Annotated in this window: 29 protein-coding genes and 1 pseudogene; 23 read left to right on the top strand and 7 right to left on the bottom strand. The window is 57.5% G+C overall.

What is annotated here, in order from left to right; genetic code table 11:
* Positions 1 to 87 precede the first annotated feature (87 nt).
* From AGR1_RS25125 to AGR1_RS25105, 5 genes are all read left to right on the top strand, one after another.
* Positions 88 to 636 carry a peroxidase-related enzyme gene (locus tag AGR1_RS25125; RefSeq protein ID WP_149148718.1) on the top strand — a complete coding sequence of 183 codons (549 nt, stop codon included), beginning with the start codon at positions 88 to 90 and terminating at the stop codon, positions 634 to 636.
* Between the two features lie 77 nt (positions 637 to 713).
* On the top strand, positions 714 to 1,178 hold the full coding sequence (locus AGR1_RS25120) for a DUF1348 family protein (protein WP_149148717.1): 465 nt from the start codon (positions 714 to 716) through the stop codon (positions 1,176 to 1,178).
* A 24-nt stretch (positions 1,179 to 1,202) separates the two neighbouring features.
* Positions 1,203 to 1,550, top strand: coding sequence for a hypothetical protein (locus tag AGR1_RS25115; protein ID WP_149148716.1), 348 nt, complete (start codon positions 1,203 to 1,205; stop codon positions 1,548 to 1,550).
* A gap of 33 nt (positions 1,551 to 1,583) precedes the next feature.
* A complete protein-coding gene (locus AGR1_RS25110; RefSeq protein WP_149148715.1) occupies positions 1,584 to 2,474 on the top strand; it encodes a LysR family transcriptional regulator in 891 nt (296 codons plus the stop codon).
* Positions 2,475 to 2,809: 335 nt separating this feature from the next.
* The gene (locus AGR1_RS25105; RefSeq protein WP_149148714.1) at positions 2,810 to 3,010 is read left to right on the top strand and encodes a hypothetical protein; all 201 of its coding nucleotides are present in this window, start codon (positions 2,810 to 2,812) and stop codon (positions 3,008 to 3,010) included.
* A 297-nt stretch (positions 3,011 to 3,307) separates the two neighbouring features.
* On the opposite strand, the gene AGR1_RS25100 is transcribed toward AGR1_RS25105, so the two are convergent.
* Positions 3,308 to 3,670 (bottom strand): transcriptional regulator, encoded by a 363-nt coding sequence (locus tag AGR1_RS25100; RefSeq protein ID WP_149148713.1) that lies wholly within the window; start codon positions 3,668 to 3,670, stop codon positions 3,308 to 3,310.
* Positions 3,671 to 3,763: 93 nt separating this feature from the next.
* Between AGR1_RS25100 and AGR1_RS30000 the strand changes: the two genes are divergently transcribed.
* From AGR1_RS30000 to AGR1_RS25030, 14 genes and pseudogenes are all read left to right on the top strand, one after another.
* A complete protein-coding gene (locus tag AGR1_RS30000; RefSeq protein WP_149148712.1) occupies positions 3,764 to 4,303 on the top strand; it encodes a hypothetical protein in 540 nt (179 codons plus the stop codon).
* A gap of 2 nt (positions 4,304 to 4,305) precedes the next feature.
* Positions 4,306 to 4,425, top strand: a pseudogene (locus tag AGR1_RS30190) (type IV secretion system protein VirB1); the annotation flags it as partial.
* A gap of 230 nt (positions 4,426 to 4,655) precedes the next feature.
* Complete coding sequence (locus AGR1_RS25085; RefSeq protein WP_149148711.1) at positions 4,656 to 4,955, top strand: TrbC/VirB2 family protein; 300 nt, start codon at positions 4,656 to 4,658, stop codon at positions 4,953 to 4,955.
* A 2-nt stretch (positions 4,956 to 4,957) separates the two neighbouring features.
* On the top strand, positions 4,958 to 5,299 hold the full coding sequence (locus AGR1_RS25080; RefSeq protein ID WP_149148710.1) for a type IV secretion system protein VirB3: 342 nt from the start codon (positions 4,958 to 4,960) through the stop codon (positions 5,297 to 5,299).
* A complete protein-coding gene (locus AGR1_RS25075; protein ID WP_149148709.1) occupies positions 5,292 to 7,673 on the top strand; it encodes a VirB4 family type IV secretion system protein in 2,382 nt (793 codons plus the stop codon). Before AGR1_RS25080 ends, AGR1_RS25075 begins: the two co-directional genes overlap by 8 nt.
* A complete protein-coding gene (virB5, locus tag AGR1_RS25070) occupies positions 7,673 to 8,371 on the top strand; it encodes a P-type DNA transfer protein VirB5 (RefSeq protein WP_149148708.1) in 699 nt (232 codons plus the stop codon). Before AGR1_RS25075 ends, virB5 begins: the two co-directional genes overlap by 1 nt.
* The gene (locus AGR1_RS25065) at positions 8,368 to 8,601 is read left to right on the top strand and encodes an EexN family lipoprotein (protein ID WP_149148707.1); all 234 of its coding nucleotides are present in this window, start codon (positions 8,368 to 8,370) and stop codon (positions 8,599 to 8,601) included. Before virB5 ends, AGR1_RS25065 begins: the two co-directional genes overlap by 4 nt.
* A 4-nt stretch (positions 8,602 to 8,605) precedes the next feature.
* Entirely contained in the window at positions 8,606 to 9,541 is a 936-nt protein-coding gene (locus AGR1_RS25060) for a type IV secretion system protein (protein WP_149148706.1), read from the top strand.
* A 35-nt stretch (positions 9,542 to 9,576) separates the two neighbouring features.
* A complete protein-coding gene (locus AGR1_RS25055; RefSeq protein ID WP_149148705.1) occupies positions 9,577 to 9,843 on the top strand; it encodes a hypothetical protein in 267 nt (88 codons plus the stop codon).
* A 3-nt stretch (positions 9,844 to 9,846) separates the two neighbouring features.
* Positions 9,847 to 10,518, top strand: coding sequence for a virB8 family protein (locus tag AGR1_RS25050; protein WP_149148704.1), 672 nt, complete (start codon positions 9,847 to 9,849; stop codon positions 10,516 to 10,518).
* Positions 10,515 to 11,369 carry a P-type conjugative transfer protein VirB9 gene (gene virB9 / locus AGR1_RS25045; RefSeq protein ID WP_187772286.1) on the top strand — a complete coding sequence of 285 codons (855 nt, stop codon included), beginning with the start codon at positions 10,515 to 10,517 and terminating at the stop codon, positions 11,367 to 11,369. Before AGR1_RS25050 ends, virB9 begins: the two co-directional genes overlap by 4 nt.
* Before the next feature lie 14 nt (positions 11,370 to 11,383).
* Positions 11,384 to 12,556 carry a type IV secretion system protein VirB10 gene (gene virB10 / locus AGR1_RS25040; protein WP_149148702.1) on the top strand — a complete coding sequence of 391 codons (1,173 nt, stop codon included), beginning with the start codon at positions 11,384 to 11,386 and terminating at the stop codon, positions 12,554 to 12,556.
* Positions 12,557 to 12,564: 8 nt separating this feature from the next.
* Entirely contained in the window at positions 12,565 to 13,572 is a 1,008-nt protein-coding gene (virB11, locus tag AGR1_RS25035; RefSeq protein ID WP_149148701.1) for a P-type DNA transfer ATPase VirB11, read from the top strand.
* Positions 13,557 to 13,751 (top strand): hypothetical protein, encoded by a 195-nt coding sequence (locus tag AGR1_RS25030; RefSeq protein ID WP_149148700.1) that lies wholly within the window; start codon positions 13,557 to 13,559, stop codon positions 13,749 to 13,751. The genes virB11 and AGR1_RS25030 overlap by 16 nt, the downstream gene beginning before the upstream one ends.
* Positions 13,752 to 13,812: 61 nt before the next feature.
* On the opposite strand, the gene AGR1_RS25025 is transcribed toward AGR1_RS25030, so the two are convergent.
* The 4 genes from AGR1_RS25025 to AGR1_RS25010 form a co-directional block, all read right to left on the bottom strand.
* On the bottom strand, positions 13,813 to 15,393 hold the full coding sequence (locus tag AGR1_RS25025; RefSeq protein WP_149148699.1) for a gamma-glutamyltransferase: 1,581 nt from the start codon (positions 15,391 to 15,393) through the stop codon (positions 13,813 to 13,815).
* Between the two features lie 62 nt (positions 15,394 to 15,455).
* Positions 15,456 to 16,478 carry an ABC transporter substrate-binding protein gene (locus AGR1_RS25020; protein ID WP_149148698.1) on the bottom strand — a complete coding sequence of 341 codons (1,023 nt, stop codon included), beginning with the start codon at positions 16,476 to 16,478 and terminating at the stop codon, positions 15,456 to 15,458.
* 29 nt (positions 16,479 to 16,507) lie between these two features.
* Positions 16,508 to 17,281, bottom strand: a complete 774-nt coding sequence (locus AGR1_RS25015) for an ABC transporter permease (RefSeq protein WP_149148697.1) — start codon at positions 17,279 to 17,281, stop codon at positions 16,508 to 16,510.
* Between the two features lie 3 nt (positions 17,282 to 17,284).
* Complete coding sequence (locus AGR1_RS25010) at positions 17,285 to 18,124, bottom strand: ABC transporter ATP-binding protein (protein ID WP_149148696.1); 840 nt, start codon at positions 18,122 to 18,124, stop codon at positions 17,285 to 17,287.
* A 233-nt stretch (positions 18,125 to 18,357) separates the two neighbouring features.
* Here AGR1_RS25010 and AGR1_RS25005 point away from each other — a divergent pair, with 233 nt between their 5' ends.
* Entirely contained in the window at positions 18,358 to 19,062 is a 705-nt protein-coding gene (locus tag AGR1_RS25005) for a GntR family transcriptional regulator (protein ID WP_149148695.1), read from the top strand.
* 28 nt (positions 19,063 to 19,090) lie between these two features.
* On the opposite strand, the gene AGR1_RS25000 is transcribed toward AGR1_RS25005, so the two are convergent.
* Positions 19,091 to 19,489, bottom strand: a complete 399-nt coding sequence (locus tag AGR1_RS25000; RefSeq protein ID WP_149148694.1) for a nuclear transport factor 2 family protein — start codon at positions 19,487 to 19,489, stop codon at positions 19,091 to 19,093.
* An 80-nt stretch (positions 19,490 to 19,569) separates the two neighbouring features.
* On the opposite strand from AGR1_RS25000, the gene AGR1_RS24995 reads away from it, so the two are divergent.
* From AGR1_RS24995 to AGR1_RS24985, 3 genes are all read left to right on the top strand, one after another.
* Positions 19,570 to 20,826 carry an amidohydrolase family protein gene (locus tag AGR1_RS24995; protein WP_149148693.1) on the top strand — a complete coding sequence of 419 codons (1,257 nt, stop codon included), beginning with the start codon at positions 19,570 to 19,572 and terminating at the stop codon, positions 20,824 to 20,826.
* Between the two features lie 243 nt (positions 20,827 to 21,069).
* Complete coding sequence (locus tag AGR1_RS24990) at positions 21,070 to 22,443, top strand: ISNCY family transposase (RefSeq protein WP_149148692.1); 1,374 nt, start codon at positions 21,070 to 21,072, stop codon at positions 22,441 to 22,443.
* Positions 22,444 to 22,700: 257 nt separating this feature from the next.
* Positions 22,701 to 23,711 (top strand): IS30 family transposase, encoded by a 1,011-nt coding sequence (locus tag AGR1_RS24985; protein WP_149148691.1) that lies wholly within the window; start codon positions 22,701 to 22,703, stop codon positions 23,709 to 23,711.
* Positions 23,712 to 23,891: 180 nt separating this feature from the next.
* Here AGR1_RS24985 and AGR1_RS24980 read toward each other — a convergent pair whose 3' ends face one another.
* The gene (locus tag AGR1_RS24980; protein ID WP_149148690.1) at positions 23,892 to 24,518 is read right to left on the bottom strand and encodes a LysE family translocator; all 627 of its coding nucleotides are present in this window, start codon (positions 24,516 to 24,518) and stop codon (positions 23,892 to 23,894) included.
* Positions 24,519 to 24,952 lie beyond the last annotated feature (434 nt).

Raw genomic sequence — 24,952 nt, 5'->3', positions numbered from 1 at the left:
CCCTTTCGATGTTCAGCAATCTCCCCCACCAGTTCATATTCAATCTCAAGAGAGCGACGTCCCTCTCAAACGAAAAAGGAGAATACAATGTCACGCATTCCTACCCCCGCCACGATCGCCGACGCTCCGGAAGCCTCTCGTCCGATCCTCGAAACCATCCAGAAGCAGATCGGATCCGTCCCGAACATCTTCCGGCTGGTTTCCAACAGCCCCGCCGCATTGACAGGCTTGACGTCGCTCCAGGGCGCACTCGGCAAAGGCAAGCTGCCGCCGGCTACTCGCGAACGCATCGCACTCGCCATGGCTGAAGCCAACGGCTGTGACTACTGCCTCTCGGCCCACACCTTCACCGGCACGAAATTCGCCAAGCTCGATGAGAGCGAGATCGCTGCCAACCGGAGCGGCACTTCGAACGACCCCAAGGCGGCGGCGGCTGTCGAATTCACCCGCGCACTAACATTGGTCCGCGGTTCCGTCGCACCAGCCGAAATCACCAAGGTTCGTGACGCCGGCTACGGCGATGCCGAGATCGTCGAGATCATCGCCCATGTGGCCCTCAACACCTTCACGAACTACGTGAACGAGGCTCTCGATACCGAGATCGACTTCCCCCGGATTGATCGCGCGGCTGCGTGACCGAAGCCCTCAGGAGGCGGCGCAAGATGCACCGTTTCTCGCCAATATAGACAAACGTCATCTGAGGAACTTTAAACATGTCCCGTCCCCCGCTTCCCCCATTCACCAGAGAGAGTGCCATCGAGAAGGTCCGTCTTGCAGAGGATGGCTGGAATAGCCGCGATCCTGCCAAGGTCGCGCTCGCCTATACGCTCGATACGCGCTGGCGTAACCGGGTAGAGTTCGCGAAGAACCGCGCCGAGGCCGAAGCGTTTCTAACGCGCAAGTGGAACAAGGAGCTCGAGTATCGGCTGATCAAGGAACTCTGGGCTTTCACCGGCAACCGCATTGCCGTCCGATATGCCTACGAATATCGCGACGACAGCGGCCAGTGGTTCCGCGCCTATGGCAACGAGAACTGGGAATTTGCCGAAGATGGCCTGATGCGGGAACGTCATGCAAGCATCAACGAGCACCCGATCGCCGAAGCGGATCGCAAGTTTCGTTGGCCGCCTGGCCGCCGGCCGGACGACCATCCTGGTCTCAGTGATTTCGGCTTTTAGACGTCTAATCAAGGAGATGGGAAAATGGCCAGCTCGTCAATTGATCCGCAGGTTAGGCTTTCAATAGAACTGGCTCTGACGGGAACAAATGCGAGCAAATCGTGGCTTGCGAAACAAGAAGAAGCCGGTCGTGCCCTTGGCATGACCGGCGCTGAGATGGACATCGCAAGGCGGGGGAAAAGCTTCGACTTCAATACGTCGGTCGCTCTATCGCTTGCGTTGAACCCCTCCCGCGAAACGCACCAACGCGCACTGCGCGCCGGACTGTCGGAAGAAGCCTGTGCGGAGATAGGACGCATCTCCAGGCTTGCCGTTCGCCAATCGCATGATCCTCTGCTAGAGGCTCTTGAGGCTTGGGTTGCAAGCCCTTAGGGTCTTGGAAATGCGAGTGCTTTGGGGGAGTGGATGGATCGCTGGCAAGCAATGAAGATCTTTGTAAAAGTCGCCGAAACGGAAAGTTTCGCAGACACTGCGCGCCAGATGTTCATGAGCGCTCCGGCTGTCACACGTGCCGTCGCCTCACTCGAAGACCTCATTGGAGCGCGCCTCCTTGTGCGAACAACCCGCTCGGTAAAAATGACCGAAGCGGGCGTTCGCTATTTTGAGGATTGCCGTCGGATTCTTGCCGATATCGCTGAAGCAGAGGCGGCTGCCGGCGGTTCCTACACGACGCCGACGGGAACGCTATCCATCACTGCGTCCGCGCTGTTCGGACAGATGTACGTGCTTCCGATCGTAACCGACTACCTCGACACCTATTCCACCATGAAAGCCAAGACGCTGTTCATCGATCGACCGGTCAACATCGTGGAGGAAGGTATCGACGTGGCAGTGCGTATTGGCCATCTCCCCGACTCTAATCTCTCTGCCGTGAAGGTTGGTACGGTCCGTCGCGTCATGTGTGGTTCTCCGAAGTATTTTGAGCGCTTTGGTGTTCCGAAAACGCCGGCCGATCTCAAAGACCACCGTATCGCGGCTTCCACTGCAGCCTGGGCTTCACCTGAGTGGAAGTTTGGCAACGATCTGCGAGTATCCGTGGATGCGGCTTTACAATGCAACACCAACGAAGCGGCGATCCAGTCGGCACGCCAGGGATGGGGCCTGACCAGGGTTCTCAACTACCAGATTGGCCCAGCTCTCGTCACTGGCGAGCTCCAAATCATCCTCAGTGAATTCGAAGAACCACCTTTACCCATACATATCCTTCATCCGGAGGGTCGGCACGCTCCAGCAAAAGTGCGCGCCTTCGTCGATATGGCTGCAGCAAGGCTGCGCGAGAACCGCCTTCTCAATTAGCCCGTCAATATCACCGAGCCAGGCCTAAGCTCGTGGAGCGGAACTGCGTCCGCCCGCCGTCTCTTTGCGCGGGATTGCCGTTTGACCAGACAACATCCGCGGCCAAGAGGCGCAATAGTCGTACCGTAAGTCGATCCCTGGTTGCGATCCGTCGGTGGCCTTAACCAATGCCGATACTACCGTAGCGGTTCATCCAAATGGCCGACCGCCCATCCACACTCATACCGCCAGATGTAATATCCCTTTTCGAATACAAACATTCTCCTTCCAGGCCGAAAGAGCGATGTTGGCTGCAGGCAGCGAGCCGCCCACAATCCTCCCTGAGGAGAACTACAATGTCTCGCACTCTTGCCGCCGTGCTTTTCGCATCCGCCAGCATCTTTGTTGCAACCCCCGCAAAGCACCAGGTTCGCACGCTATCGAGCGATGCTGGCCGAATTTCTCGCAGGGGTCTCAATACCTGGCTCAACCATCCTCCGCCGGACGATTTTTTGATCGTTGATCTCGATATGGAAGCAGGCGCGTTCTCCTTGTGAGTGATGCCGCATTGGTATCATTCGTAAGTCCTGGTTCAAAATTGAAACCACATGGCCCGGTTTCAGATGAACTGGAAGTCATTCCCGGGCGGCCTTGCTGGTTCCGGCACGTGCGCCAACGACATCTCAAGTTGGATTGTGACATGGTCAAAGCTGGCCTCCTGCCTGCGATCCCGGTGCAGGAGGGAAAACCGATCCGTTCCAGCCAGTGGCGGCCATGTGCAAGCGGCATGGCATGGACATACCGGCCGCGAGAGGGCTTTCAGATTAGATCTGTGAAAAACCTGTTTGGTAAAATCAGAAATTTCCGATCGTAACGTCACCACCAAGCGCGGCAAAAACCTGCTGCGAAAACTCAAACTGTCGAGCTGTCCCTCGTCCCATTGAGTTTCTGCCCAGCGTTTCCTTAAGGATGCCGCGTCGAACCAGGAGATCGATGGTCTCCACCACTCCACCGCGCGTCATTCCGGTAATTTCTATTACTTTTGAGAGTGTTAACTTCTGATGCGCCTGATGCATGAGATAGAGAATATTCATCATGCCGATCTGTTTGATGCGCGACTGTGCCGATTCACCTTCGATCGGCTTCTCCAGGATTTCACGCACCGTAAATACGGACAAGGCTTGGGCCTGCCATCTCTCACTTAAATTGCTTGCCATCGATTTAACTATCCATTATTTGATTAGTTAAAGAATTGAAACGAGTCGCCGTTCAGTTGGGGCGGACGTCGAGGAAACCGGAGGGTAGTGGGCATGAAGAGCCTTTTCTTTCGATCGATCATGACAGCGGTGGGGTTCGCTTCACTATATACCATGTCGGAGCAAAGTGCTCATGCCGACGAGTGGGGGTGTCAGGTTATCCTGTGCTTATCCAACCCGGGCGGCCCAACTCAATATGGCGAATGCAGGCCGCCTGTCGAAAAGCTTTGGAGGTGGTTGGCAAAAGGGCGTTCGTTTCCGAATTGCTCGGGCGCAGGTTTTCAAACCTCTCGCCCATTTTACGAACCATACCATTGCAGCGCCGGTTACCGATTATCCGCTGGCTACGGTCCCAAAGGACGTGACGCGACGTGTATTTCGACGTCGCTGCAGGCCGTGAATCACAGCTTTTGCCGATCGGATCGGGATGGTGGCGATGCAAACAACAGACTTGTCGCATCGCCGCGGTGGCAAAGGGTAGACGGGCGATACCAGTGCCTGGCCAATACCCTAAAGAGACCGCTGGTCCGCGAGAAGCCTCGATATGTCGATGTGACGATAGATGGCGTCGGCAAGCAAAGAGTGTGGTTCTGAACATGCCCGCTGCCTTCCCAGATCTTGCGCAAGCCTGCGCGCCCTTCGTTGCAACGGAGGCTCCCGCAGGTGTGGTCAGCCTGCAAAGCCGGTTCGCTCCGTTCAACATCCGGATCAACAGCGATGCACGGCTTCGGTTCGATCAACAATCGGCGGCACGGGGGAGGGGGCGCGGACAAACGCTGCGGTGAACTCGTCCCAGGCATACGTCGTAGCCGAGGTGGCGGCGGAAAACAGCTTCGGGGGAAGCATCCGCGATCTCAGCGGCGTCCCCGTGGGACGTCTTCAAGACCCGGCGCCGGTCATCCGTCCTGGTGTTTCAGGACAATCAATTGGAATTGGAGCAGAGTGAATGATCATCAGTTCCCGTATCAGGCCCGTCGCCACTTCGTGCGTCATCGCTGCCGCCATTGTGGTGACGATGGTTGAGCCCGCCTTCGCGCAAGCCGCCGGTATCGAAACCGTCCTGCAGAACATCGTCGACTTGTTGACGGGAAACATTGCCAAGCTTCTGGCTGTGATTGCGGTCATCGTCATCTGCATCGCCTGGATGTTTGGCTACATGGACTTAAGGCGAGCGGGCTTCTGGATCATCGGCATTGGCGGTATCTTTGGTGCCACCGAACTCGTCAACACCATCGTCGGCGGCTGAAGATGGCAGACGGACGAACGGTTATCGAAGAAGACACACTCTTCATCGCGTGCACACGGCCCGCGATGATCGCCGGTGTCACGATCGAGGCTATGGGCTTCAACATCATGCTCACGACGATCCTCTATATCGTCGCCGGATCGATTTCCTACGCGTTCGTCGGCATCGTTTTTCATCTCATCTTCCGAGCGCTGGTCAAGCACGATCACAACATGTTCCGCATCCTGCTTGCCTGGATCGAGACACGCGGCCGGTCACGCAACAGCGCCTATTGGGGCGGGGCAACACTTTCGCCTCTGAGACTGGCACGCCGCTTCGACAAAAGGGATATTGGAATTGCCTGACATCGCAAAACTCAGATCACGCGAACTCATGCCAGAGGCTTTTATCCCTTACGTGCGGCACGTAGACGAAACGACAATTGCGCTCGAGTCCCGCACACTCATGGTCATGGTCGCGCTCGCAGGCGTGTCCTTCGAAACCGCTGATCTGCTTGACCTCAACGCGCTCCATCGCGACCTCAACACACTTTATCGAAATATAGCCGATGAGCGGCTCGCGATCTGGACCCATCTCATTCGGCGCAGGGACAGCGATTATCCGGGTGGAACGTTTGCAACACCATTTGCTGCCTCGCTCAACGAGAAATACCGGGAACGCATGGCGGGAGAACATCTGTTTCGCAATGATCTCTATCTGACCATCCTTTGGTCGCCAGTACGTGACCCTGCGGACAAGGCGGGAAAACTGCTCTCGCACCTTCGGCGGTCAAAACGTCTCGATATGGAGCTGGATGAAGAGGCTCTGAAACAACTTCAGGACAAGGTTGTCAACGTAATGGCGGGCTTGAGGCGTTTCGAGCCACGTGTCCTTTCCCTATACGAACAGGAAGGCATGCTCTTCTCTGAACCGAGCGAGGTACTGCACCAGATCGTCGGTGGGCGGCGTGAGCGTGTGCCACTGACCGAAGGCCGCGTCGCCTCGGCAATTTACTCTGATCGCGTGATCATAGGTCGAGAAACGATCGAGATCCGGCATGAGGCAGAAAGCCGCTTTGCCGGCATGCTGAGCTTCAAGGAATATCCGGCCCGCACCAGGACAGGCATGCTGGACGGAGTTCTGGACAGTCCGTTCGAGCTCATTCTCTCACAGTCGTTCTGCTTTGTGTCGAAGGCGGACGCACGCGTCATCATGGGGCGCAAGCAAAACCAGTTGGTAAGCAGTGGCGACAAGGCAGCTTCGCAGATCGATGAACTTGACGATGCGATGGACGACCTGGAGTCCAACCGCTTCGTGATGGGCGAGCATCACCTGACGCTCTGCGTCTTTGCGCCCGCGTTGAAGGAGTTAACAGACAATCTGGCAAAAGTCCGCGCCAGCCTGACCAGTGGCGGGGCAGTCGTTGCGCGTGAGGATCTCGGCCTGGAAGCGGCATGGTGGGCGCAGCTTCCAGGCAATTTTCGCTACCGCGCGCGCTCGGGTGCGATCAGCTCGAAGAATTTCGCAGCACTGTCACCGTTCCATTCCTATCCCATCGGACAGAAGGACGGCAATGAGTGGGGACCTGCCGTCGCCCTGCTCAAGACCGCCTCGGGCTCGCCCTACTACTTCAGTTTCCATCATGGCGATCTCGGCAACACCTTCATGTGCGGTCCGTCCGGAGCGGGCAAAACCGTGATTGTCAATTTTATGCTGTCACAACTGGAAAAGCACGATCCACACGTGGTGTTCTTCGACAAGGATCGCGGTGCGGAGCTTTATGTTCGCGCTGCCGGCGGCACCTACCTGCCGCTGAAGAACGGGGTCGAGACCGGCTGCGCTCCCCTGAAAGCACTCGACCTGACGCCGGAAAACAAGGTGTTTCTGGCGCGGTGGGTCGGCAGGCTTGTGGGATCAGCGAAGCGGGAACTGACTGTCACCGAACTTCGCGACATTTCGGGGGCAATTGACGGCCTTGCCGACCTGCCCGCCGATCAACGGACGATAGGGGCTCTGCGAACTTTCCTCAACAATACGGATCCGGAAGGGATCGCGGCCAGGCTGCGCCGATGGGAGAGGGGAGGGCCGCTTGGCTGGGTCTTCGACAATGCCATCGAGGATATCGGCTTTGGCGATTTGCGCGGATCAGGCAAGTTCATAGGCTACGACATGACCGACTTCCTCGACAACGAGGAAATCCGCACGCCACTGATGGCCTATTTCTTTCATCGCGTCGAGCAACTGATTGACGGCCGACGGATCATCATCGTCATCGACGAATTCTGGAAGGCGCTACGCGACGAGGGGTTCCGCGATCTCGCGCAAAACAAGCTGAAGACCATTCGCAAACAAAATGGATTGATGCTTTTTGCCACGCAAAGTCCGCGCGACGCACTGAACTCGCCCATCGCACACACGATCATCGAGCAATGCGCGACACAGATATTCCTGCCCAACCCGCGCGGTAATCATGCCGATTATGTCGAAGGGTTCAAACTCACGGAGCGCGAATACGAGCTCATCGCTCGCGAGCTTTCGGTCGAGAGCCGGCGGTTCGTGCTGAAGCAGGGACACAACAGTGTCGTTGCCGAGCTCGATCTAAACGGTTTCGATGACGAGCTCGCCATCCTCTCGGGCCGGACCGCCAATGTCGAACTTCTCGACGCTATCCGCGCGGAGGTTGGAGATGACGTTGAGACCTGGCTACCCGTTTTCCAACAGCAAAGGAGTGCAAGCTGATGACTTCCTATCGACTTCGTGGCGTACTACTCGGCGCGGTGCTCATGCTTGCCGCTGAAGGCGCGGCAGGTCAGGGGATTCCTGTCAACGATCAGGCTGCGATTGCCAAGCAGATCGAGAGCATCGCACAGCTCAAGTCGCAACTCGACGCGCTCAATGCGCAGCTCGAGCAGGCTCGAGAGCTTTATGGCTCGTTCAACAAACTGACCGATATGGCGGATGTCGCCAACATTCTCAACGATCCGGCAATCCGCAAGGCGCTTCCCTCCGACTTCTCTGCCATTGAGGGATTGCTCAAAGGCAACGGCACCGGCGCGTTTGGCGATTCCGCCTCAAAGTTTCTGGAAGGTAACGCGACCTACCGCACTGACGCCGATGATTTCTACGCGCAGGAATTGTCCCGGATCCAGAACAGGAATGCCGGACAGATGAGCCTTGGTGAGCAGATCTACAATGCGGCGACCAGGCGCATCGACGGGATTGATCAGCTACGGGTAAAGATTTCGACGGCTGGCGACGCCAAGGAGATTGCCGACCTGCAGGCTCGGCTGCAGGCCGAACAGGCGTTCCTGCAGACCGACGTCCTGCGGATGGAGGGGCTGAGGATGGTGCAGCAGGCGCACAACCAGGTCGACGAACAGCGCAAGGCGGAGGATTGGCGCCAACGGATGGACGCTATGAAGGCGGCGCTGCAGTGAGGCACCCTCTCATCGTCTTTTCCCTGTTGCTCTTGGCGGCTTGCTCGCAAGAGGCGGAGCGAACTCACACGGTTGACGAGTTCGTCGCCGACACCGGATTGCTGTCCCGCACGATCTCCGAGTGCCGCAACAACCCGGGTGAATTGCGCCAGACGCCCAATTGCCTGAACGCGGAAGCGGCCGACGTTAAGCTCCGGCTCCAGAACATGCGCAAGGCATTGGGAGGCTGACCAAATGTACCAGGTGTTCGACTTTATCGACGGTCAGTTCAAGCGGCCGTTGGAGACTTTCGTCTCCGATGGAACGTCGAACATAGCCGAATGGGTCGCTGGTCCGTTGACGGTGGCCGTGACACTTTATGTTGTCCTCTACGGCTATCTCATCCTTCGGGGCTCGGTCCAGGAACCCATCCTTGACTTTACCTTCCGCGCGATGAAGCTCGCGATCATAGTCATGTTGGTGAAAAACGCCGGCGACTATCAGACCTATGTCACAAACATCTTCTTCGATGTTTTGCCACGCGAGATCGCTCAGGCGCTGAATGCAGGTACGGCGCTAAGTGCCAGCACCTTTGACAACCTGCTGGACAAGGGTCAGGCCTCTGCGGCCGATATCTGGACAAGGGCGTCCTGGCCGATTGACATCGTCACGGGTGTGGGCGGCATAATGGTGATCGGCGTCAGCTTTCTGGTGGCGGGGATCGGTTATGTTGTTTCCCTTTATGCACGGTTGGCACTGGCGATCGTCCTGGCGATCGGGCCGATTTTCATCGCGCTTGCCATGTTTCAATCGACGCGCCGTTTTACGGAAGCCTGGATCGGGCAGCTCGCAAACTTCGTGATCCTGCAGGTGCTCGTCGTTGCCGTCGGTTCGCTTTTGATCTCCTGCATCGACTCGGCCTTCACCGCAATCGACAGCTACAGCGACGTCCTTATGCGCCCTATTGCTCTTTGCGCCATCGGGATAGCCGCACTTTATGTATTCTACCAGCTACCCGGCATTGCATCGTCGCTGGCGTCTGGTGGCGCCTCGCTGGTCTATGGTTATACGACCGCCCGCGATGCCCATGAAGGCATGCTGGCCCGAGGAGCCTCTTACACGGGCCGGATGATTGGTCGCGGTGCCCGGTTTGCCCGCCGCGCCTTCGGATCAAGAAATGCCGGCGTATGACACCCAATTTGGAACAATAAATAAAGGCCTGTTGAATGATTAAGCCTGCCCTGTTGCTCGTCTTTTCAGCCGCACTTGTCGGCTGCGTTTCAATCACCCACCCCTTGCCAAAATGCGACGGCTATTCGCGCCGTCCAATGAACCGCTCGATGTGGGACCGGGACGGCGACAGCAAGCTGAACCAGCAGCAATCCAATTCGAGTTCGTCCACGTCCGTCACACCCTTCGCCGAAGAGGCCAACCAGACCGCAGCTTTTGCTTATCTGGACACCGACGGTTCCTATCGCCGCTGTGAGGGATGAGACATGGTGACGGCAGATAATCTCAAGAGCTACTTCGACAAAGCACGCCGTTTCGACCAGGACCGGATGATCCAAGTCGAGCGATCGAACAGGATTGCCTGGTCGATCGCCATAGTGTCAGGCATCGTTGCCGGTATAGCCGTCTTCGCCGTCGCGGGTCTTACACCCCTCAAGACGGTTGAACCCTTTGTGGTGCGCGTCGACAATTCCACCGGCATCGTCGATGTCGTGTCGGCGCTGACATCGACGGCAGGCACCTACGATGAGGCGGTGACGAAATATTTCGCTGCAAAATATGTAAGGGCCCGCGAGGGTTACGTCTGGAGCGAAGCACAGGAGAATTTCCGCACCGTCGCCCTGTTGTCGACGCAGGCGGAGCAGACGCGTTTTTCGGCCCTCTACCGTGGCACCAACCCGCAATCGCCTCAGAATATTTACGGTCGCGGAGCCACAGCAAGGATCGATATCGCCTCAATCTCCCTCATCAATGAGAATGTTGTCTCCGTGCGCTACATGCGAACCATCAGGCGCGGCGAGGAAGTCAGAACGACCCATTGGGTTGCGTCACTGACCTACTCCTACGCCAACGCTCCGATGTTGTCGACGGACCGTCTCGTAAACCCGCTCGGCTTTGTCGTCAGCGAATATCGTGCAGATCCGGAGGAGGTAAGATGATGCGCACCCCATCAATCCTTGCGTTAATCCTTCATCTTTCGGCGTCGCCAGCACTTGCGCTTGACGTTCCACGAGGTGCATCGCAAGACAGCCGTGTCCGGTTTGTGAACTACCAACCCTACAATATCACGAGGGTCGTGGGCTCCTTGCGGTCATCCGTACAGGTTGAGTTCGCGGCGGATGAAGAAATCGCCCATGTCGCCCTCGGTAACAGCGTTGCCTGGGAAGTTGCGCCTGCTGGGAACACCCTTTTCCTGAAACCGCGCGAGAACCAGCCGGTGACGAATATATCCGTGGTGACGACGCGCAGGAATGGCTCGACCCGTAGCTACCAGATGGAACTGACGGTGCGCGACGGCTCGGTGGAGGCTGGTCAAAACACCTACTTCTACGTCAAGTACAGATATCCGGACGACGAAGCCGAGCTTCGCCGCCGCGAGGCAGCGTCGAGGGCGCTTGCGGCCCAGGCGAAGGATGCCGACAATGTGCTTTCGCTTCACGAAGCATATGGCCCTCGAAACTGGCGCTATTCGGCTCAGGGCTCGCAGGCGCTAGAGCCGCAAAGCGTCTATGACAACGGCAAGATCACGACCTTCGCCTTTGTGGGTAATCAGGAAATGCCCGCGATCTATATGGAGAACCCCGATGGATCCGAAAGCCTTGTTCCGAAGTCGGTCGATCGAGATCTGGTGATGGTGCATGCGATCAGCCGCAAGTTCATCCTGCGTCGGGGCAAGGATGTGCTCTGCATCTTCAACGAAGCCTACGACCGCGTTGGTATCAATCCTGACACCAACACAACGTCTCCTTCGGTGGAGCGCGTCGCAAAGAGCGACATTTCCGGGCAATAATGAAGGGAATAGTCATGGATCAGGATGACGAGGATCGTATCCTCGGAGAGCGTGCCGAAATCGTGACCAGTCGCGGGGGCGACAACAACCCTGTTTTGAAACGCGGCGCTGTTGCAGTTGCGATCATCGCATTCGTTGGCTTCGCGTTTTGGTCAACGACGGGAAAGGAGGGAAGAGATGACAATGTTCAGCCTGAACGGATCGTTATTCGTCAGACGACCCCCTTCGAGGCTGCAAAAGAGAAAGTTGAACCGGAACAGACGCTGCCTGAAGTAAAACTGCCAACGCCGCTCGCCCAACCGGTCACTGAAGAGCAGGACAAACTGCTCGATTCCGCTCGCCGTGCACCCGTCATGGCCTTCAGTGGTGGCAACAAGAACCGGAAAGAACGAAGCGAAAGCGATAGCTATTATCCTTCCGACAACGGAAATTTCGTGCCCCTCGAAAACAATGTGACCGTCCAGAACCTGCAGAACAATGAGCAGGATCGTTTCGATGGCCTGCTGCGGCCAACGCGACTTGAAGGCTCAAGGGCCGGTACACTTGGAAACCGCGATTTCATAGTTGCTATGGGAACGTCTATTCCCTGCATTCTTGAAACCGCGTTAGCGTCCGACCAGCCGGGCTTTACCACTTGTGTGATCAACCGAGATGTCCTCTCTGACAATGGCAGGGTCGTGTTGATGGAAAAGGGCACGCAGGTTGTTGGCGAATATCGCGGCGGTCTTCAACGCGGACAAAAGCGCCTGTTCATTCTCTGGAATCGCGCAAAAACGCCGAAGGGCGTTATTGTCACTCTCGCATCACCAGCAACTGATGCGCTTGGTCGTGCGGGTGTCGGTGGCCATGTCGACACCCATTGGTGGGAGCGGTTCGGAAGCGCTCTTCTGCTTTCCATTGTCGGTGACGCAACGAGCTACTCAAGCCGTCGGCTTCAAGACAGCGGTGTCGACGCGCAAAAAACCATGGGTGCCAGTCAACAGGCGGCCGCCATCGCGGTCGAACAGTCCATTAATATCCCGCCGACACTAAATAAGCACCAGGGTAAGCCGGTTTCGATCTTTGTGGCTCGCGATCTCGACTTTTCCGGCATCTACAGTCTTCGGGTCACCGAACCCAGAAACCGCGTTTTCGATCGTGCAGTCCAGGGGGATTTCACGCCTCGATCGACGCTCTCAACGAAATAGGGCGCGAAATGTCACAGAGGCAGGATTCGGCTGTGGTCAGCGAGCTGTTGAAGCCGCTTTCGACATTCCTTCAGGACGTGTCCCTCTTCGAAGTCATTGTTAATCAACCCGGGCAGGTGTTGACGGAAGGTCCCGGTGGTTGGCGGACCCATGAAATGCCGGAACTTACCTTCGAAAAACTCATGCGTCTTGCCCGGGCCGTAGCGAGTTTCTCCCATCAGTCAATCGATGAGACGCGTCCGATATTGTCGGCGACACTACCAGGGGGAGAGCGGATCCAGATCGTCATTCCCCCGGCGACGATCAAAGACGCTGTCAGCATGACAATCCGCAAGCCTTCCTCGATCGACTTCAGCCTTGATGATCTGGAGGAAAAGGGATTTTTCCAGACAGCATGCGCGGCGAACAGTATCTCCTCCGCGCAGGATAAGGAGCTGGGCGAAACCTATCGCGCAGGCCGTTTCAAGGATTTCTTGCGACAGGCCGTCATCGCTCGAAAAAACATCATCATTTCTGGCGCCACGGGTTCGGCAAAAACGACACTTTCCAAAGCGCTGATCAAGCATATTCCTGAAAGCGAGCGGGTCATTTCAATCGAGGACACTCCGGAACTCGTGATCTCACAACCCAACCACGTGCGCTTGTTTTACTCGAAAGGAGGGCAGGGGCTTTCGCGTGCCGGACCGAAAGAGCTTCTCGAATCCTGCCTTCGTATGCGGCCGGATCGGATTCTGCTTCAGGAGCTTCGCGACGGGACGGCCTTTTATTATATCCGAAACGTGAATTCGGGCCACCCTGGCTCAATAACCACCGTTCATGCTAACTCGGCAGAAATGGCTTTTGAGCAGCTGGTTCTGCTCGTTAAGGAGTCAGAGGGCGGCGCGGGCCTTGATCGGGCCGACATAGTGGCTTTTTTGAAGGCCAGTATCGATATCGTTGCTCAGTGCAGGCGAAACAAAGGGAATTTTCGGCTATCTGAGGTGTATTTCAGGAGTGAGCGTTGGCTCAAGGAATAGAAAACCGAGCCGTTCACACGAGTTTCCAGGTCGCACTGGCCTGGCGTGTCGGGCACTATTGCTTCATATCCGAGACCTTGAACGGCGTTGCCATCGTGGTGCCTGAACAGTGGCAAGATCAGGACTTGCTGTCCGCGAAACGGGCGCCGATGGCCGGAGAACAGTTTGATATTCTTTGAGGGGTGGGAGGACCCCATGTTGCGAACTGTTGCTCCATCATTGAAACCGCGTTGCCGATTTTCAATTTGTGGAAACACAAATAGCGACGCCTTCCCCACGCGGATCGTGGGATCCAATAATCCTCCCTTCATCTTGGATGCAGATGACACCGGCCTGGCCGAAAATCGGCGAAAGTGCCGGCAGCGACAAGACGTCATGCCCGAGCGCGGCGAGTTCCTGAATGATGTTTCCGCCAAGCGACTGCTCGACCTTCAGGCTGCTGTGGACGTCGGAAAAGGTGCGCCCAAGCAGAAAACGAGGCTGGGCCAGAGCCTGTGTGGGCGTCATGCCGTAGTCGAGCAGGCCGGTGAGCAACAGCGACAATGTCTGTGGCTGGCCATCAGCCCCTTGCGTTCCGTAAAGCATAAAGGGCGTTCCATCCTTGAATGCGATGCCGGGGTTCAGGGTGTAGAACGGGCGCTTTCCTGGCCGGATGGCGTTCGGATGGCCGGACGCAACTGAAAACGCCGCACCACGGTTCTGCCAGATGATGCCGCTATCGCCGACGACCACGCCGCTGCCCCAGTCGAAATAGGTACTCTGGAGCACGCTTGCACAGCGTCCTTGCTCGTCGGTTGCCGCAAAGAAGACCGTGTCGCCATGCTGGTAAGGATGCGGCCACTCGATGGCCCGCTGGCGGTCGATGGCCCGGGCTTTCGTCTCAAGTCGCATCGGGTCAAGAAGCCCGGGGGTATTGTCGTCAACGAAATCCGGGTCGGCGATATGTTCGCGATCGAGAAACGCCTGTTTCACGGCTTCAACCAAAAGATGGTATCGCGCTGCGCTTGACGGCGGCAGTGCCGCCGGATCCAGCCGGGACAGAATGCCAAGGATTGCGAGAGTGGAAACCCCCTGCGTCGGGGGTGGCGGCGCGAGCAGTGTTACGCCGCGATAGTCCTGCGACACGGGTTCGGCATCGCGGGTGCGGGTAAGCTGCAAATCGGCGGCGGTGAGCGGCGACCCTAGCGATGCCATCGCCTCTCCGAGGCGTGCCGCCAACTCTCCCTCATAGAAGGAACGGTGGCCATGCTCGGCGATATGGCGAAGCGTCCGAGCGAGTGAACTTTGCGTGAAGATACCCCTGCTTCCGGGATGATCAAAAGCGGCCGCGAAACCCGGCCAGCCGGCTATCTCGGCGCGTCTGAATTCGAGCCAGAAATCTTGCGAGTGACTCGGCCGATAGCCGTTTTCCGCAAAAGCGATAGCCGGCGTCAGGAGATCTGAAAGCTGTTCGTGCCCTTGCCAATGCTGCTGCCCAAATGTCAGGGCATGCCCCCAGCTATCCACCGCGCAGGCGGTTGTGATCATGGAGGCGGAGCCACGCAACGGGATCGGTGTATGATAATCAGGAAGGACCGCCGCGGCCTGACCTATCCCGAGAAACGACCGGCGGAGGCCTTGTCTGTCTGCAACCAGCCAGACAGCATCGCCGCCCAGACCGCAAAAATGCGGCATCACCACCGCAAGTGCCGCGGCAATCGCAACGGCAGCCTCGATAGCATTGCCGCCACGTCTCAGCACCGCAGCGCCGGCTTCGCTTGCCAGGGGATGGGGACTGGTGACCATTCCCGGCCGGGCTGCTAGCGGCACATTTGACGACATGAAGTTTCCTCTCTTCATAGCCTGGCCGGACATTTCCGGCCAGGGAGGCGCGTTACCGTCAATCAGTCCACCTTGTAGACGAGCTTGCGCTCGGCCAATGACGGCAAGAACTGACGCGAAAAGACATTCTCCGGCTTCGGCTTCGACGGTAGCTGATAGCCTTCGGCAACGATATCGATGGAGCGGGCCAGTCGGGCGTCATCGACATCGCCGAGACCGAGCCTGTCGACTTCAGGCGAGATGATCAGGTTCTCGTAGGAGAATTTCATGCGCGCCAATTCGAGCTCTTCCTTGGCGAGATTGTCATAGGCCATGATGGCCTCGATGCCTGCCTTGGAATTACCGGCGATTTCCCTGGTGGCCTTGTTGACCGCGCGCACCAGACCTTCCACGGCCTTCGGGTTTTCCTTGACGAGTTTCTGCGACACCATCATGCCGTTAGCATAGAGATCAAGGCCATAATCGCCGAAGGATAGCCAGTTATAGTTCTTTGCCGGGTCCTGGCGGTTGTTGATGAGGTTGAACCAACTGGTGATATTGAAGACAAGCGCGCCATCGATATCGCCCTTGATCAGCATCGGCTCCTGCAGGTTAGGGCCCATGTTTTCGATTGCCACCTTGGTCATGTCGACCTTGTTGATCGAACCGAGCACGTTGACGAGGCGAGTGGTGGGCGTGCCCTGCGCGCCGCCGAGCTTCTTGCCTTCCAGATCGGCCGGCTTGGTGATGTTGGTTTCTTTCTTGCTGACGATTGCGAAGGGCGGCTTGCTCCAGAGCTGGTAGACCATGACCGGCACTTCGTTTGGCCGGGTGGCAGCATTCTGGATGATGGCATTGATATCGCCGAAACCGGCATCGTAGACGCCCGACATGATGCGGGTGACCGTGGCGGCCGAACCCTCGCCCTGGTCGATCGTGACATTGAGGCCTTCTTCCTTGAAGTAACCCTTCTGCATGGCGAGCAGGAAGGGGGCGTCCGAGCCTTGCGTCTTCCAGCCGAGAGTGAACTTGATATCCGTGTCAGCCCGGGCGACACCGCCGAGCAAAAGGCCAAGCGCAAGAGTCGTGATCAGTTTCTTCAGCATGTCTGGCTCCATTTGTTTTGAGTAGATGTTCAGGCAGCAGTGAAATCCTGGCCGCGGACGGCCCAGCCTGTGACGCGTACCTCGATGAGCGAGAAGGCGACGTAGAGAAGCACACCCAGAAGGGCGAGGATGAAAAGGCCGGCAAAGACCAGCGGCACATCGAAATTGGACGAGGCCGACATCATGACATTGCCAATGCCGCGGTTCGAGGCGACGGTTTCCGACAAGACGGAACCGACGAAAGCGAAGGTGACGGCAATCTTCAGCGAGGCGAAAAAGAAGGGCATGGTGCGTGGCAGGCCGACATTCCACAGGATGTCGAGCTTGCTGGCACCCAGCGATTTCAGGACATCCTCCAGTTCCGGCTCGGTTGTCGCAAGGCCGGTGGCGATGTTGACGACGATCGGGAAGAAGCACATGGCGAGCGCGGTCAGGATTGCAGGCACCGACCCGGAGCCGAACCACAGAACGAAGATCGGCACGACCGCGACCTTGGGGATCGACGAGAAACCGATCAGCAGCGGATAGGCCGTATCATAGGCCGTGCGCGACACGCCGACCGCAGCACCGATGACGACGCCGACGACTACGCCGAGGACAAAGCCGACCATCGTCGTCCAGAGCGTCTGGATGATATGCGGCATGAGGATGGGCAAGCGGTCGATGAGCGTATCAAAGACCTGACTCGGACGAGGCAGGACGAGATCGGACACCTGCAGTACGAGGCATAGGATTTCCCACAGGCCAAAGAAGGCGACGATGAGGGCGGCTGCCCAGAAGCGGCGGCGCAATGCATAGCTCACGGATCAGGCTCCCTGGATTGCGGTGTCGGAGCGGGCATTGATGATGAGTTCACGCAGGCGCTGGTTGAGCGCCACGAAATCGTGCTCGAACGTCATCTCAATGGTGCGGGGGCGGTGGAAATCGACCGTGCTGTCATCAATAATGCGACCGGGCCTTGCGCTCATGACGCAGATACGTGAAGCGAGGAAGCCCGCTTCCTTCAGGTCATGAGTGATGAGCAGGACGGTCGGCTTGCGCTTCATCCAGAGCGACTGCATCGTGCCCCATAGTTCTTCGCGGGTAAATTGATCGAGCGCGCCAAAAGGTTCGTCGAGCAGGAGCAGGTTCGGCTCGTGGACGAGCGCGCGGCAGAGATTTGCGCGCTGGAGCATGCCGCCGGAAAGCTGCCACGGGTAGTGGTTGGCAAATTTGTCGAGCCCGACATCGGCAAGCAGCGCACGCACCCGATCGCGGTATTCACCGTTCTTCTTTGCCCGGTATTCGGAACGGAACGGCTTTACGATCTTGAGCGGCAACATGACATTGCGCTCGATCGTCAGCCAGGGGAGCATGGTAGGGTTCTGGAAGGCCATGCCGATGCGCAGCGCCTTGGCGTCGACTTCGCGGCCGCCGACGATGACCGCGCCCCTGGTCGGCTGCAGCAGGCCGGCGGCGAGCCGCATGATCGTCGACTTGCCACAGCCGGACGGGCCGACGAGTGCCACGAATTCCCCATCGGCAATGCGCAGACTGGTCTCCTGCAGCGCAACGACGGCTTTTTCCTGCCGGCCGAAGGAGACGGCTGCCTGAGAGAGCTCCACGGCAGGAGGGGCGTATGTTGTCGGTTGAGGAACAGTCAGCATCAGATCACCATTGAAAGCGTTTCGGAAAAGTGCATGCAATGAGTGTGCCAGTTTCTGTAAGTGCGGAATTTTGGCGTTCCTGGATGGATTCATTATCTGTCAAAGTGAATACAATAACTGTATGCATTTGTTTTGTGCATTTTCGATTTCATTTGCATTTAAATGCGGCAGTGCGCCGAGTTGATCTTTGCCGTCGTCTCGCTTATCGATTGACCAGACGAAGAGGGTTGGTGATGGCGGGCAGCAAGGGTTCGGCAAGAAGTGAAGGGGATCGCGTCGCGGCGATCTGTACGGGCTTGCGCCGTGCCATCATCGAGCGGGCGCTGCACCCGGGTGACCGGCTGCCGGAGGATTCGCTCGGTGAGCGATTCGGTGTCAGTCGCACTATTGCCCGCCATGCGCTCGGCCAGCTTGCGGCGGAAGGTCTTGTCGATCTTCGGCGCAACCGTATCGCTGTGGTCGCCACGCCATCCTTCGAGGATGCGCGGGATATTTTCGACATCCGTCTTGATCTGGAAAAGCAGGTGGTAAGGCGTCTCGCGGGCAAGCTGACGGATGTGCAGGCCAAGCAGTTGAAAGCAATCGTCGAGGCCGAGCACGGCGCGCGGCACGGGCCCGAAGGTGCTTCGATCCGGCTCGCCACTGAGTTTCATGTGCTTCTGGCGCAGATGACCGGCAAGCCGATCCTGATCCGCTATGTCACGGAAATCTGCTATCGCGCAGGCCTGTCGCTTGCCGTCTTCGGACGACCACATTCCTCCGACTGCGCAGTCAGCGAACATCTCGAATTAATCGAGGCGATCCGCACCGGCCCGGCGGAAAAGGCGGAGGCGATGATGGCCGAACATCTGGAGGCGGTCGCCTCGCGGGCGTTGCTGCAAAGCTCGGGCGCCAAGCCACGCGACTTGATGGATATCCTGGCGCCCTATGCAGACTGAAAGGGTCTGATGCCCCTTTAGCGGTCAGTCAGCGCGCGATGGACGGGTCGAGTATCCATTCGGCGCTGTCATTCCAGACGTCGGTGTCGATAATCAGGCCGTCGCGTACCGTGAACCGGTCGATATAGCGGTTGTTGTCGAAAGGGGTTCCGTCCGGCCATTCGCCGTGGAGATAGCCCAGGCTGTAGATGATGGTTTCTGTTTCGCCCGGAACGACGTCATAGCGCTCTATACGTTTTTTTACCCATTTGTAGCGGGCGGCATTGAAGCTGGTTGGGCCGCTCGGCGTGTCAAAAAGCCGGTTGCCGGTGAAGCGGCAGGTGAAGCCGGGAGCGACATAGGTCGCGGCGCGAACCGGATCGGGCGCCATGGAGGCAGCGAGATAGTCCTTCACTGCCTGCAGGTCGCGTTCTGTTGTCTCGTGCATCGATATCTCCAGGGTGTTGCGAATTATATACTAAAAGTGCATACAGAAGGTGTTATAAAAATTTCTCCTCGGGTCGCAATATGTCATTTCAAGAATCCTTCGATCTCGTGCTACGTGACGTGCGCCTGAGGGGGCGAGGCCTGCTGCAGGATATAGGCATCATCGACGGCCGCATCGCCGCCATCGGCCGGATCGCCGCCGGGGCGGGCCGCGAGGATGAGCCGATTGGCGGGCGGCTGGTGCTGCCGGGCTTCGTTGACACTCATGTGCATCTCGACAAGTCCTGTCTGCTCTGCCGTTGCGGCAATGCCGGAGGTGGGCTGAAGGGGGCAATTGCCGCTGTTGCCCGTCTGAAGCGGGACTATACGGTCGAGGACGTCTATGCCCGCGGGGCGCGGACCATAGAGATGGCGATTGCCAAAGGTACGATGCATATGCGCACCCATGTGGAGGTCGATCCGCGGGCGGGTCTGCGCAGCTTTGAGGCGATGAAGCGGTTGAGACAGGATTATGCCTTCGCACTCGATCTTTCCATTTGCGTCTTCCCGCAGGAAGGGCTGACCAACGATCCTGGCACGGAGGGCTTGCTGGAGCAGGCGCTTGGGGAGGGCGCGGACCTTCTCGGTGGCTGCCCCTATACCGACAGTGATCCGTCTGGCCAAATGGAACGGCTTTTCGCCATGGCCAAGCGGCATGACGTGGATCTGGATTTTCATCTGGATTTCGACCTCGATCCGAGCTGGGGACATCTGGAGGAGATTTGCGAGCGGACGGAAGGGGCCGATTGGCGAGGCAGGGTGACTGTCGGTCACGCCACCAAGCTTGCGGCGATGGACGAGGCGGCATTCGAACGTCGGGTTGCGCGGTTGCGCCAGGCGGGGGTCGGGGTGACGGCGCTGCCGTCAACCGATCTATATCTGAACGGCCGGGAAGCCGGCTTTCGCGCTGTTCGAGGTATCGCACCCGTGCATATACTGAGGGATCGGGGCATCACCGTATCTATCGCCAGCAACAATATTCTCAATCCGTTCACGCCCTTCGGTGACTGTTCGCTGCTGCGCATGGCCAATCTCTACGCCAATGTCATGCATCTCGGGCCGGAGGATTTTGCAGCCTGTCTGGATCTTGTCTCGGAGGATGCAGCTCGGTTGATGCGGATTGAAGGTTACGGGTTCGCTGTCGGAGCGATGGCCGATATCGTCGTCATGGAAGGTGAGGATGAGACCGAGGTCTTCGGCGGGCTGCGCGAACCGGTTATGGGTTTCAAGCGTGGACGTAAGAGTTTTACAAGGCCGGCCGCGACCTTGCTCTGGCCTCGACAGAACCATAGTCGGTAACATTTGAAGATAGAGGAGTCGCGGGTACCTGTGCAGGGGCTCTCTTAGATAGGGAAATTTACGCGGGAAGCGGCTTGATCATGCTGGTTTCGTATTTACACCTCGCATACCGACCGATAGCAGACCTAAAGTTCCATAATACAGATTATGCCGCAATCGCCTGTAGCCGCAAAGTTAGAATGTCCTAATTTAGCAAAGTTAGAGTGTCACACTCCCCGCGTTTGATAACGCGGAGACGAGCAGATGGGATTGATAGCGATGAGCGAGCGGGATCTGCAGCGGATCGAGGTTTTGTCGAAGGTGGCGGCTGGCCGTATGACGATGGTGACGGCGGCGCATGTGCTTGACGTGAGCACGCGCCAGGTGCGCCGATTGTTGACCCGGATGAGCATCGGTGGAGCCGCATCGATCCGCCACAAGGCGATCGGACGTCCATCAAACAACCGGATCAGCGACGGCGTTCAGGATTACGCGGTGACGCTGGTCCGGGAAAGTTATGCAGACTTTGGCCCGACCCTCGCGTCAGAGATGTTGGCCGAGCGGGATGGATTGTGTGTGTCGCGCGAGACGTTGCGTCATTGGATGATCGATGCCGGCATCTGGTTGTCGCGCAAGCAGCGCCGGACCTTCCATCAGCCAAGATTGCGCCGCGAGGCTTATGGCGAACTGGTGCAGATTGATGGCTCCGACCATCGCTGGTTCGAAGATCGTGGCGATTCGTGTACGTTATTGGTGTTCATCGACGATGCGACCGGCAAGTTGATGCAATTGCGGTTTGTGCGATCGGAAAGTGCGTTTTCCTACTTTGAAGCGCTAGGGCTTTATTTGCGTGAGCACGGTGCCCCAATCGCGTTTTATTCAGACAAGCATTCGGTGTTCCGAGTGGCAAGGAAGGATGCCAAGGGCGGCCAGGCCATGACGCAGTTCGGGCGTGCGCTTTGCGAGCTAAACATCGAGATTCTCTGCGCAAATTCCAGCCAAGCCAAGGGTCGTGTCGAACGGATGAACCGGACATTGCAGGATCGCCTAGTCAAGGCGCTGCGACTGGCCAGGATCGATAACATGGAGACTGGCAACGCGTTTCTGGCGAGTTTCATGAGCCGGTATAATGCGCGATTTTCCATCGTCCCTGCCCGTTGCGATGATTTGCACCGGCCGCTGAATCTGGCGCCGGATCGATTGACCGAGATCCTATGTAAACGCGAGCAGCGTTACGTCGGAACACAGCTGACGTTTTCGTTTGAACGCAAGCGGATCATGTTGGCGGAGACCGACGTGACGCGTGGTCTGGTTGGCCATTATGTCGAGACCTATGCCTATGCGGATGGTCGCCTCGATGTACGCTGGAAAGGATATTCCCTACCCTATACGGTGTTCGACAAGGACCAGCGGGTAACGCATGCGGCAATTACCGAGAACAAGCGGCTCGGTGATATTCTGGCTTACGTCAAGGAGCGTCAGGACCAGCATGTGCCACCGGTCGTCAAGACCAACAGCGAGAAGATCGGTTACCAGCCACGGGGTCGAAAGCCGGGACGGAGCACGGATTTCATGAATGATCCCGCGGTGATTGCGCAGCGCAAAAAGGCGCTGTTGAAGCAGACAGCTGCGGAGTGAGCTGAAGGTCGAATAGCCTCAAAGCTAAAGGCGAAGAGGTGTGTTTGCCACCCGCCCCGATCTGATCTTGCAAGCGGGATTAGCCGCTCAGATCGGGGCTGGTCGGTGTGCCGTGTAGCGACCAGTCGGACATTTCTACTTTGCAAACCGGCGGACATTTCAACATCGCTGCCACATTCCTCTTTGAATGGTGGGTTCAAGGATGAAGTGCGACTTGCGAATGATACCAATAGGTTGTCGCTCGCAAGGAACCTGCAATGAAACGCACCTACTCCCATATCGACATGGATGAAAGACGCAAGATCGCCCGCTGGCGTACGGCTGGCCTGACTGTTGACATCATCGCCGAGAAGCTTGGACGCCATCGCTCGACAATTTTTCGCGAGATCCGGCGCAATATGTTCATCGATGACGCGATCTCCAATCTGAACGGCTATTATTGTGTCACGGCGCATGACATGGCTTGCGAACGGCGGGCCAAACTGCGCAAGCTGATGCGCTTCTCGCATGTCCGGCAATCTGTCATCGACCGGATCATGCACGGCTGGTCGCCACAGCAGATCGCTGGCCGGATGCGCCTTGAGCGGCATCCAGTATTGGTTAGCCACGAAACCATCTACAAGTTTGCATACTCATCTGACGGCCAAGCGATCAAGCTGTGGCGGCACCTGCCGGAGCATCGAGCTCGGCGGCGACCGCGACATGCCAGACGCAAGCATGGCCAACGGTTTAGTCCGGAACTCAACATCCTGCGCCGCCCGGATGTGGTCGCCGATCGCAAGCAGTTCGGGCATTGGGAGTGTGACCTGATCCAGTTCCGAAAGAAGTTTGGAAAGGCCAACGTCACATCACTCGTTGAACGGGTCAGCCGCTTTGCAATCTTTCTGCGCAACAATGATCGGCAGTCTCGACCGGTCATGAACGGCCTTGTGCAAGCACTTCAGACCCTGCCCCACCTCGCCCGTCGTTCCATCACGTTCGACCGTGGCACGGAGTTCACCGACTGGCCTTACCTACAGGCGAGCATTGGCACCCAGACCTGGTTCTGCGACCCTCAATCGCCGTGGCAAAAAGGGACCGTCGAAAATACCAACAGGCGGGTACGGAAATGGCTTTCGAGAGAGGTCGATCCCTTATCGGTGACCGACGCCGACCTCATTGAGATCTGTAACCAGCTCAATGCCACGCCGCGCAAATGCCTCGGCTATCGAACGCCGGCGGAAGTCTTCCGAAAGAAACTGCTCGCCCAAATGCGGCATGCCGGCTAGCTTGAAACGCCCCGCAAGTCGCGCTTCAGCATGAACTCACACGCGCAGATTCCATTTTCAAATGTAACGAAGACAATAATGGTCATGATTTCAGGAGGATGGAATGGTCCGCTCTTTTATGCAGCTGTCATTCGCAGTTGCAAAAATTGGCCGCCGAACTCAGGTTTTTTTGGAAACAGTTCAGGTTCGGCTTGTAAGCAACTTGATGCCTGCGAAGGTGAAGAACATCCCTAATCCCGCGTCGATCCACCTGCGAGCGCAATCATAAGCCGTAACGATGCGCTTGGTAGAGAAGGCGACGGCATAGGCAATATGACCGACAACCGAGAGGATTGTGGTTCCGACTACGATGACGAGCACGGTTGAGGCTGGCGCGGAATGCGCGAGACCGAGCGACATGATTGCGATCCACGTCAACGCCGCCTTCGGGTTGGTCATCTGGACTGTCAGGCCACGCAGAAAGTATGTGCGCAGGCTGCCTGCCGCCAATCCGGCAGGGTCCATAATCGGTTTTGTCGAAGCAGCCGAGCGAAAGGATTTGAAGGCCAGCCAGAGCAGATAGAGACCGCCGACGATCTTGATGACCGTCAGCACTGAAGCATAGGCTGCAATCAATGCCGTCAGCCCGATCGCGGTCATAGAGGCCCATAGGAACGATCCTGCCGAAATACCGAGTGCCAGCGCAATGCCCGCTTTGCGGCTTACAGCCATAGATGTGCCGACGACAGAGAGAATATTCGGACCGGGGCTGAACATTCCAAGCGCGAAGGCACCGAACGCGAACCCTATCTCTGGTAAATGTTCCATATAACTTACCTCCGGTAGCTCGCGAAAACTCCAACTAAAGCGACACTTGTTTTCTGACTTTTGCGACGTCGCAGAATAGGGAGTTTTGCAGCAACCGCAATGTCTCCTTTTGGCGCAGAGCAGTCGTGAGGACTGAGGAAGCTAAAGCCGAAGGGGGTGGTCCCTCCCCCTCCCCCTCCCTGACCTTGCATCCCGGCCCAGCCGGCCCGGTCGGGGGCTGATCATCGGTGCCAGCGTCGCGTTTCTAACCGGCTGACGAACCCGCAGAAGACATTTTAACTTCGCGCAATGCGCGACATTTCAACCTTCCGTCACATACCATATAAGATTGCGCAATCGATCAACTCACCCTTAATGGTTGAGCCCTAAACCGTATCACCTCGCCGATTATGCAAGAGATTCACCAACCTTCTTCCAGACCAGTATGGTTCAGT

Origin of the sequence: Agrobacterium sp. B1(2019), from assembly GCF_008274755.1 — a bacterium.
Lineage (GTDB): Bacteria > Pseudomonadota > Alphaproteobacteria > Rhizobiales > Rhizobiaceae > Agrobacterium > Agrobacterium salinitolerans.
Note: the sequence above shows the minus strand (reverse complement) of the source record. Positions and strands in the feature narration are given on the sequence as shown.

Excerpts from the sequence above, each read along its gene's own strand:
- AGR1_RS25125 (WP_149148718.1), top strand. The coding sequence starts at position 88 with ATGTCACGCATTCCTACCCCCGCCACGATCGCCGACGCTCCGGAAGCC.
- AGR1_RS25120 (WP_149148717.1), top strand. The coding sequence starts at position 714 with ATGTCCCGTCCCCCGCTTCCCCCATTCACCAGAGAGAGTGCCATCGAG.
- AGR1_RS25115 (WP_149148716.1), top strand. The coding sequence starts at position 1,203 with ATGGCCAGCTCGTCAATTGATCCGCAGGTTAGGCTTTCAATAGAACTG.
- AGR1_RS25110 (WP_149148715.1), top strand. The coding sequence starts at position 1,584 with ATGGATCGCTGGCAAGCAATGAAGATCTTTGTAAAAGTCGCCGAAACG.
- AGR1_RS25105 (WP_149148714.1), top strand. The coding sequence starts at position 2,810 with ATGTCTCGCACTCTTGCCGCCGTGCTTTTCGCATCCGCCAGCATCTTT.
- AGR1_RS25100 (WP_149148713.1), bottom strand. The coding sequence starts at position 3,670 with ATGGCAAGCAATTTAAGTGAGAGATGGCAGGCCCAAGCCTTGTCCGTA.
- AGR1_RS30000 (WP_149148712.1), top strand. The coding sequence starts at position 3,764 with ATGAAGAGCCTTTTCTTTCGATCGATCATGACAGCGGTGGGGTTCGCT.
- AGR1_RS25085 (WP_149148711.1), top strand. The coding sequence starts at position 4,656 with ATGATCATCAGTTCCCGTATCAGGCCCGTCGCCACTTCGTGCGTCATC.
- AGR1_RS25080 (WP_149148710.1), top strand. The coding sequence starts at position 4,958 with ATGGCAGACGGACGAACGGTTATCGAAGAAGACACACTCTTCATCGCG.
- virB5 (WP_149148708.1), top strand. The coding sequence starts at position 7,673 with ATGACTTCCTATCGACTTCGTGGCGTACTACTCGGCGCGGTGCTCATG.
- AGR1_RS25060 (WP_149148706.1), top strand. The coding sequence starts at position 8,606 with ATGTACCAGGTGTTCGACTTTATCGACGGTCAGTTCAAGCGGCCGTTG.
- AGR1_RS25055 (WP_149148705.1), top strand. The coding sequence starts at position 9,577 with ATGATTAAGCCTGCCCTGTTGCTCGTCTTTTCAGCCGCACTTGTCGGC.
- AGR1_RS25050 (WP_149148704.1), top strand. The coding sequence starts at position 9,847 with ATGGTGACGGCAGATAATCTCAAGAGCTACTTCGACAAAGCACGCCGT.
- virB9 (WP_187772286.1), top strand. The coding sequence starts at position 10,515 with ATGATGCGCACCCCATCAATCCTTGCGTTAATCCTTCATCTTTCGGCG.
- virB10 (WP_149148702.1), top strand. The coding sequence starts at position 11,384 with ATGGATCAGGATGACGAGGATCGTATCCTCGGAGAGCGTGCCGAAATC.
- virB11 (WP_149148701.1), top strand. The coding sequence starts at position 12,565 with ATGTCACAGAGGCAGGATTCGGCTGTGGTCAGCGAGCTGTTGAAGCCG.
- AGR1_RS25025 (WP_149148699.1), bottom strand. The coding sequence starts at position 15,393 with ATGTCGTCAAATGTGCCGCTAGCAGCCCGGCCGGGAATGGTCACCAGT.
- AGR1_RS25020 (WP_149148698.1), bottom strand. The coding sequence starts at position 16,478 with ATGCTGAAGAAACTGATCACGACTCTTGCGCTTGGCCTTTTGCTCGGC.
- AGR1_RS25010 (WP_149148696.1), bottom strand. The coding sequence starts at position 18,124 with ATGCTGACTGTTCCTCAACCGACAACATACGCCCCTCCTGCCGTGGAG.
- AGR1_RS25005 (WP_149148695.1), top strand. The coding sequence starts at position 18,358 with ATGGCGGGCAGCAAGGGTTCGGCAAGAAGTGAAGGGGATCGCGTCGCG.
- AGR1_RS25000 (WP_149148694.1), bottom strand. The coding sequence starts at position 19,489 with ATGCACGAGACAACAGAACGCGACCTGCAGGCAGTGAAGGACTATCTC.
- AGR1_RS24995 (WP_149148693.1), top strand. The coding sequence starts at position 19,570 with ATGTCATTTCAAGAATCCTTCGATCTCGTGCTACGTGACGTGCGCCTG.
- AGR1_RS24990 (WP_149148692.1), top strand. The coding sequence starts at position 21,070 with ATGGGATTGATAGCGATGAGCGAGCGGGATCTGCAGCGGATCGAGGTT.
- AGR1_RS24985 (WP_149148691.1), top strand. The coding sequence starts at position 22,701 with ATGAAACGCACCTACTCCCATATCGACATGGATGAAAGACGCAAGATC.
- AGR1_RS24980 (WP_149148690.1), bottom strand. The coding sequence starts at position 24,518 with ATGGAACATTTACCAGAGATAGGGTTCGCGTTCGGTGCCTTCGCGCTT.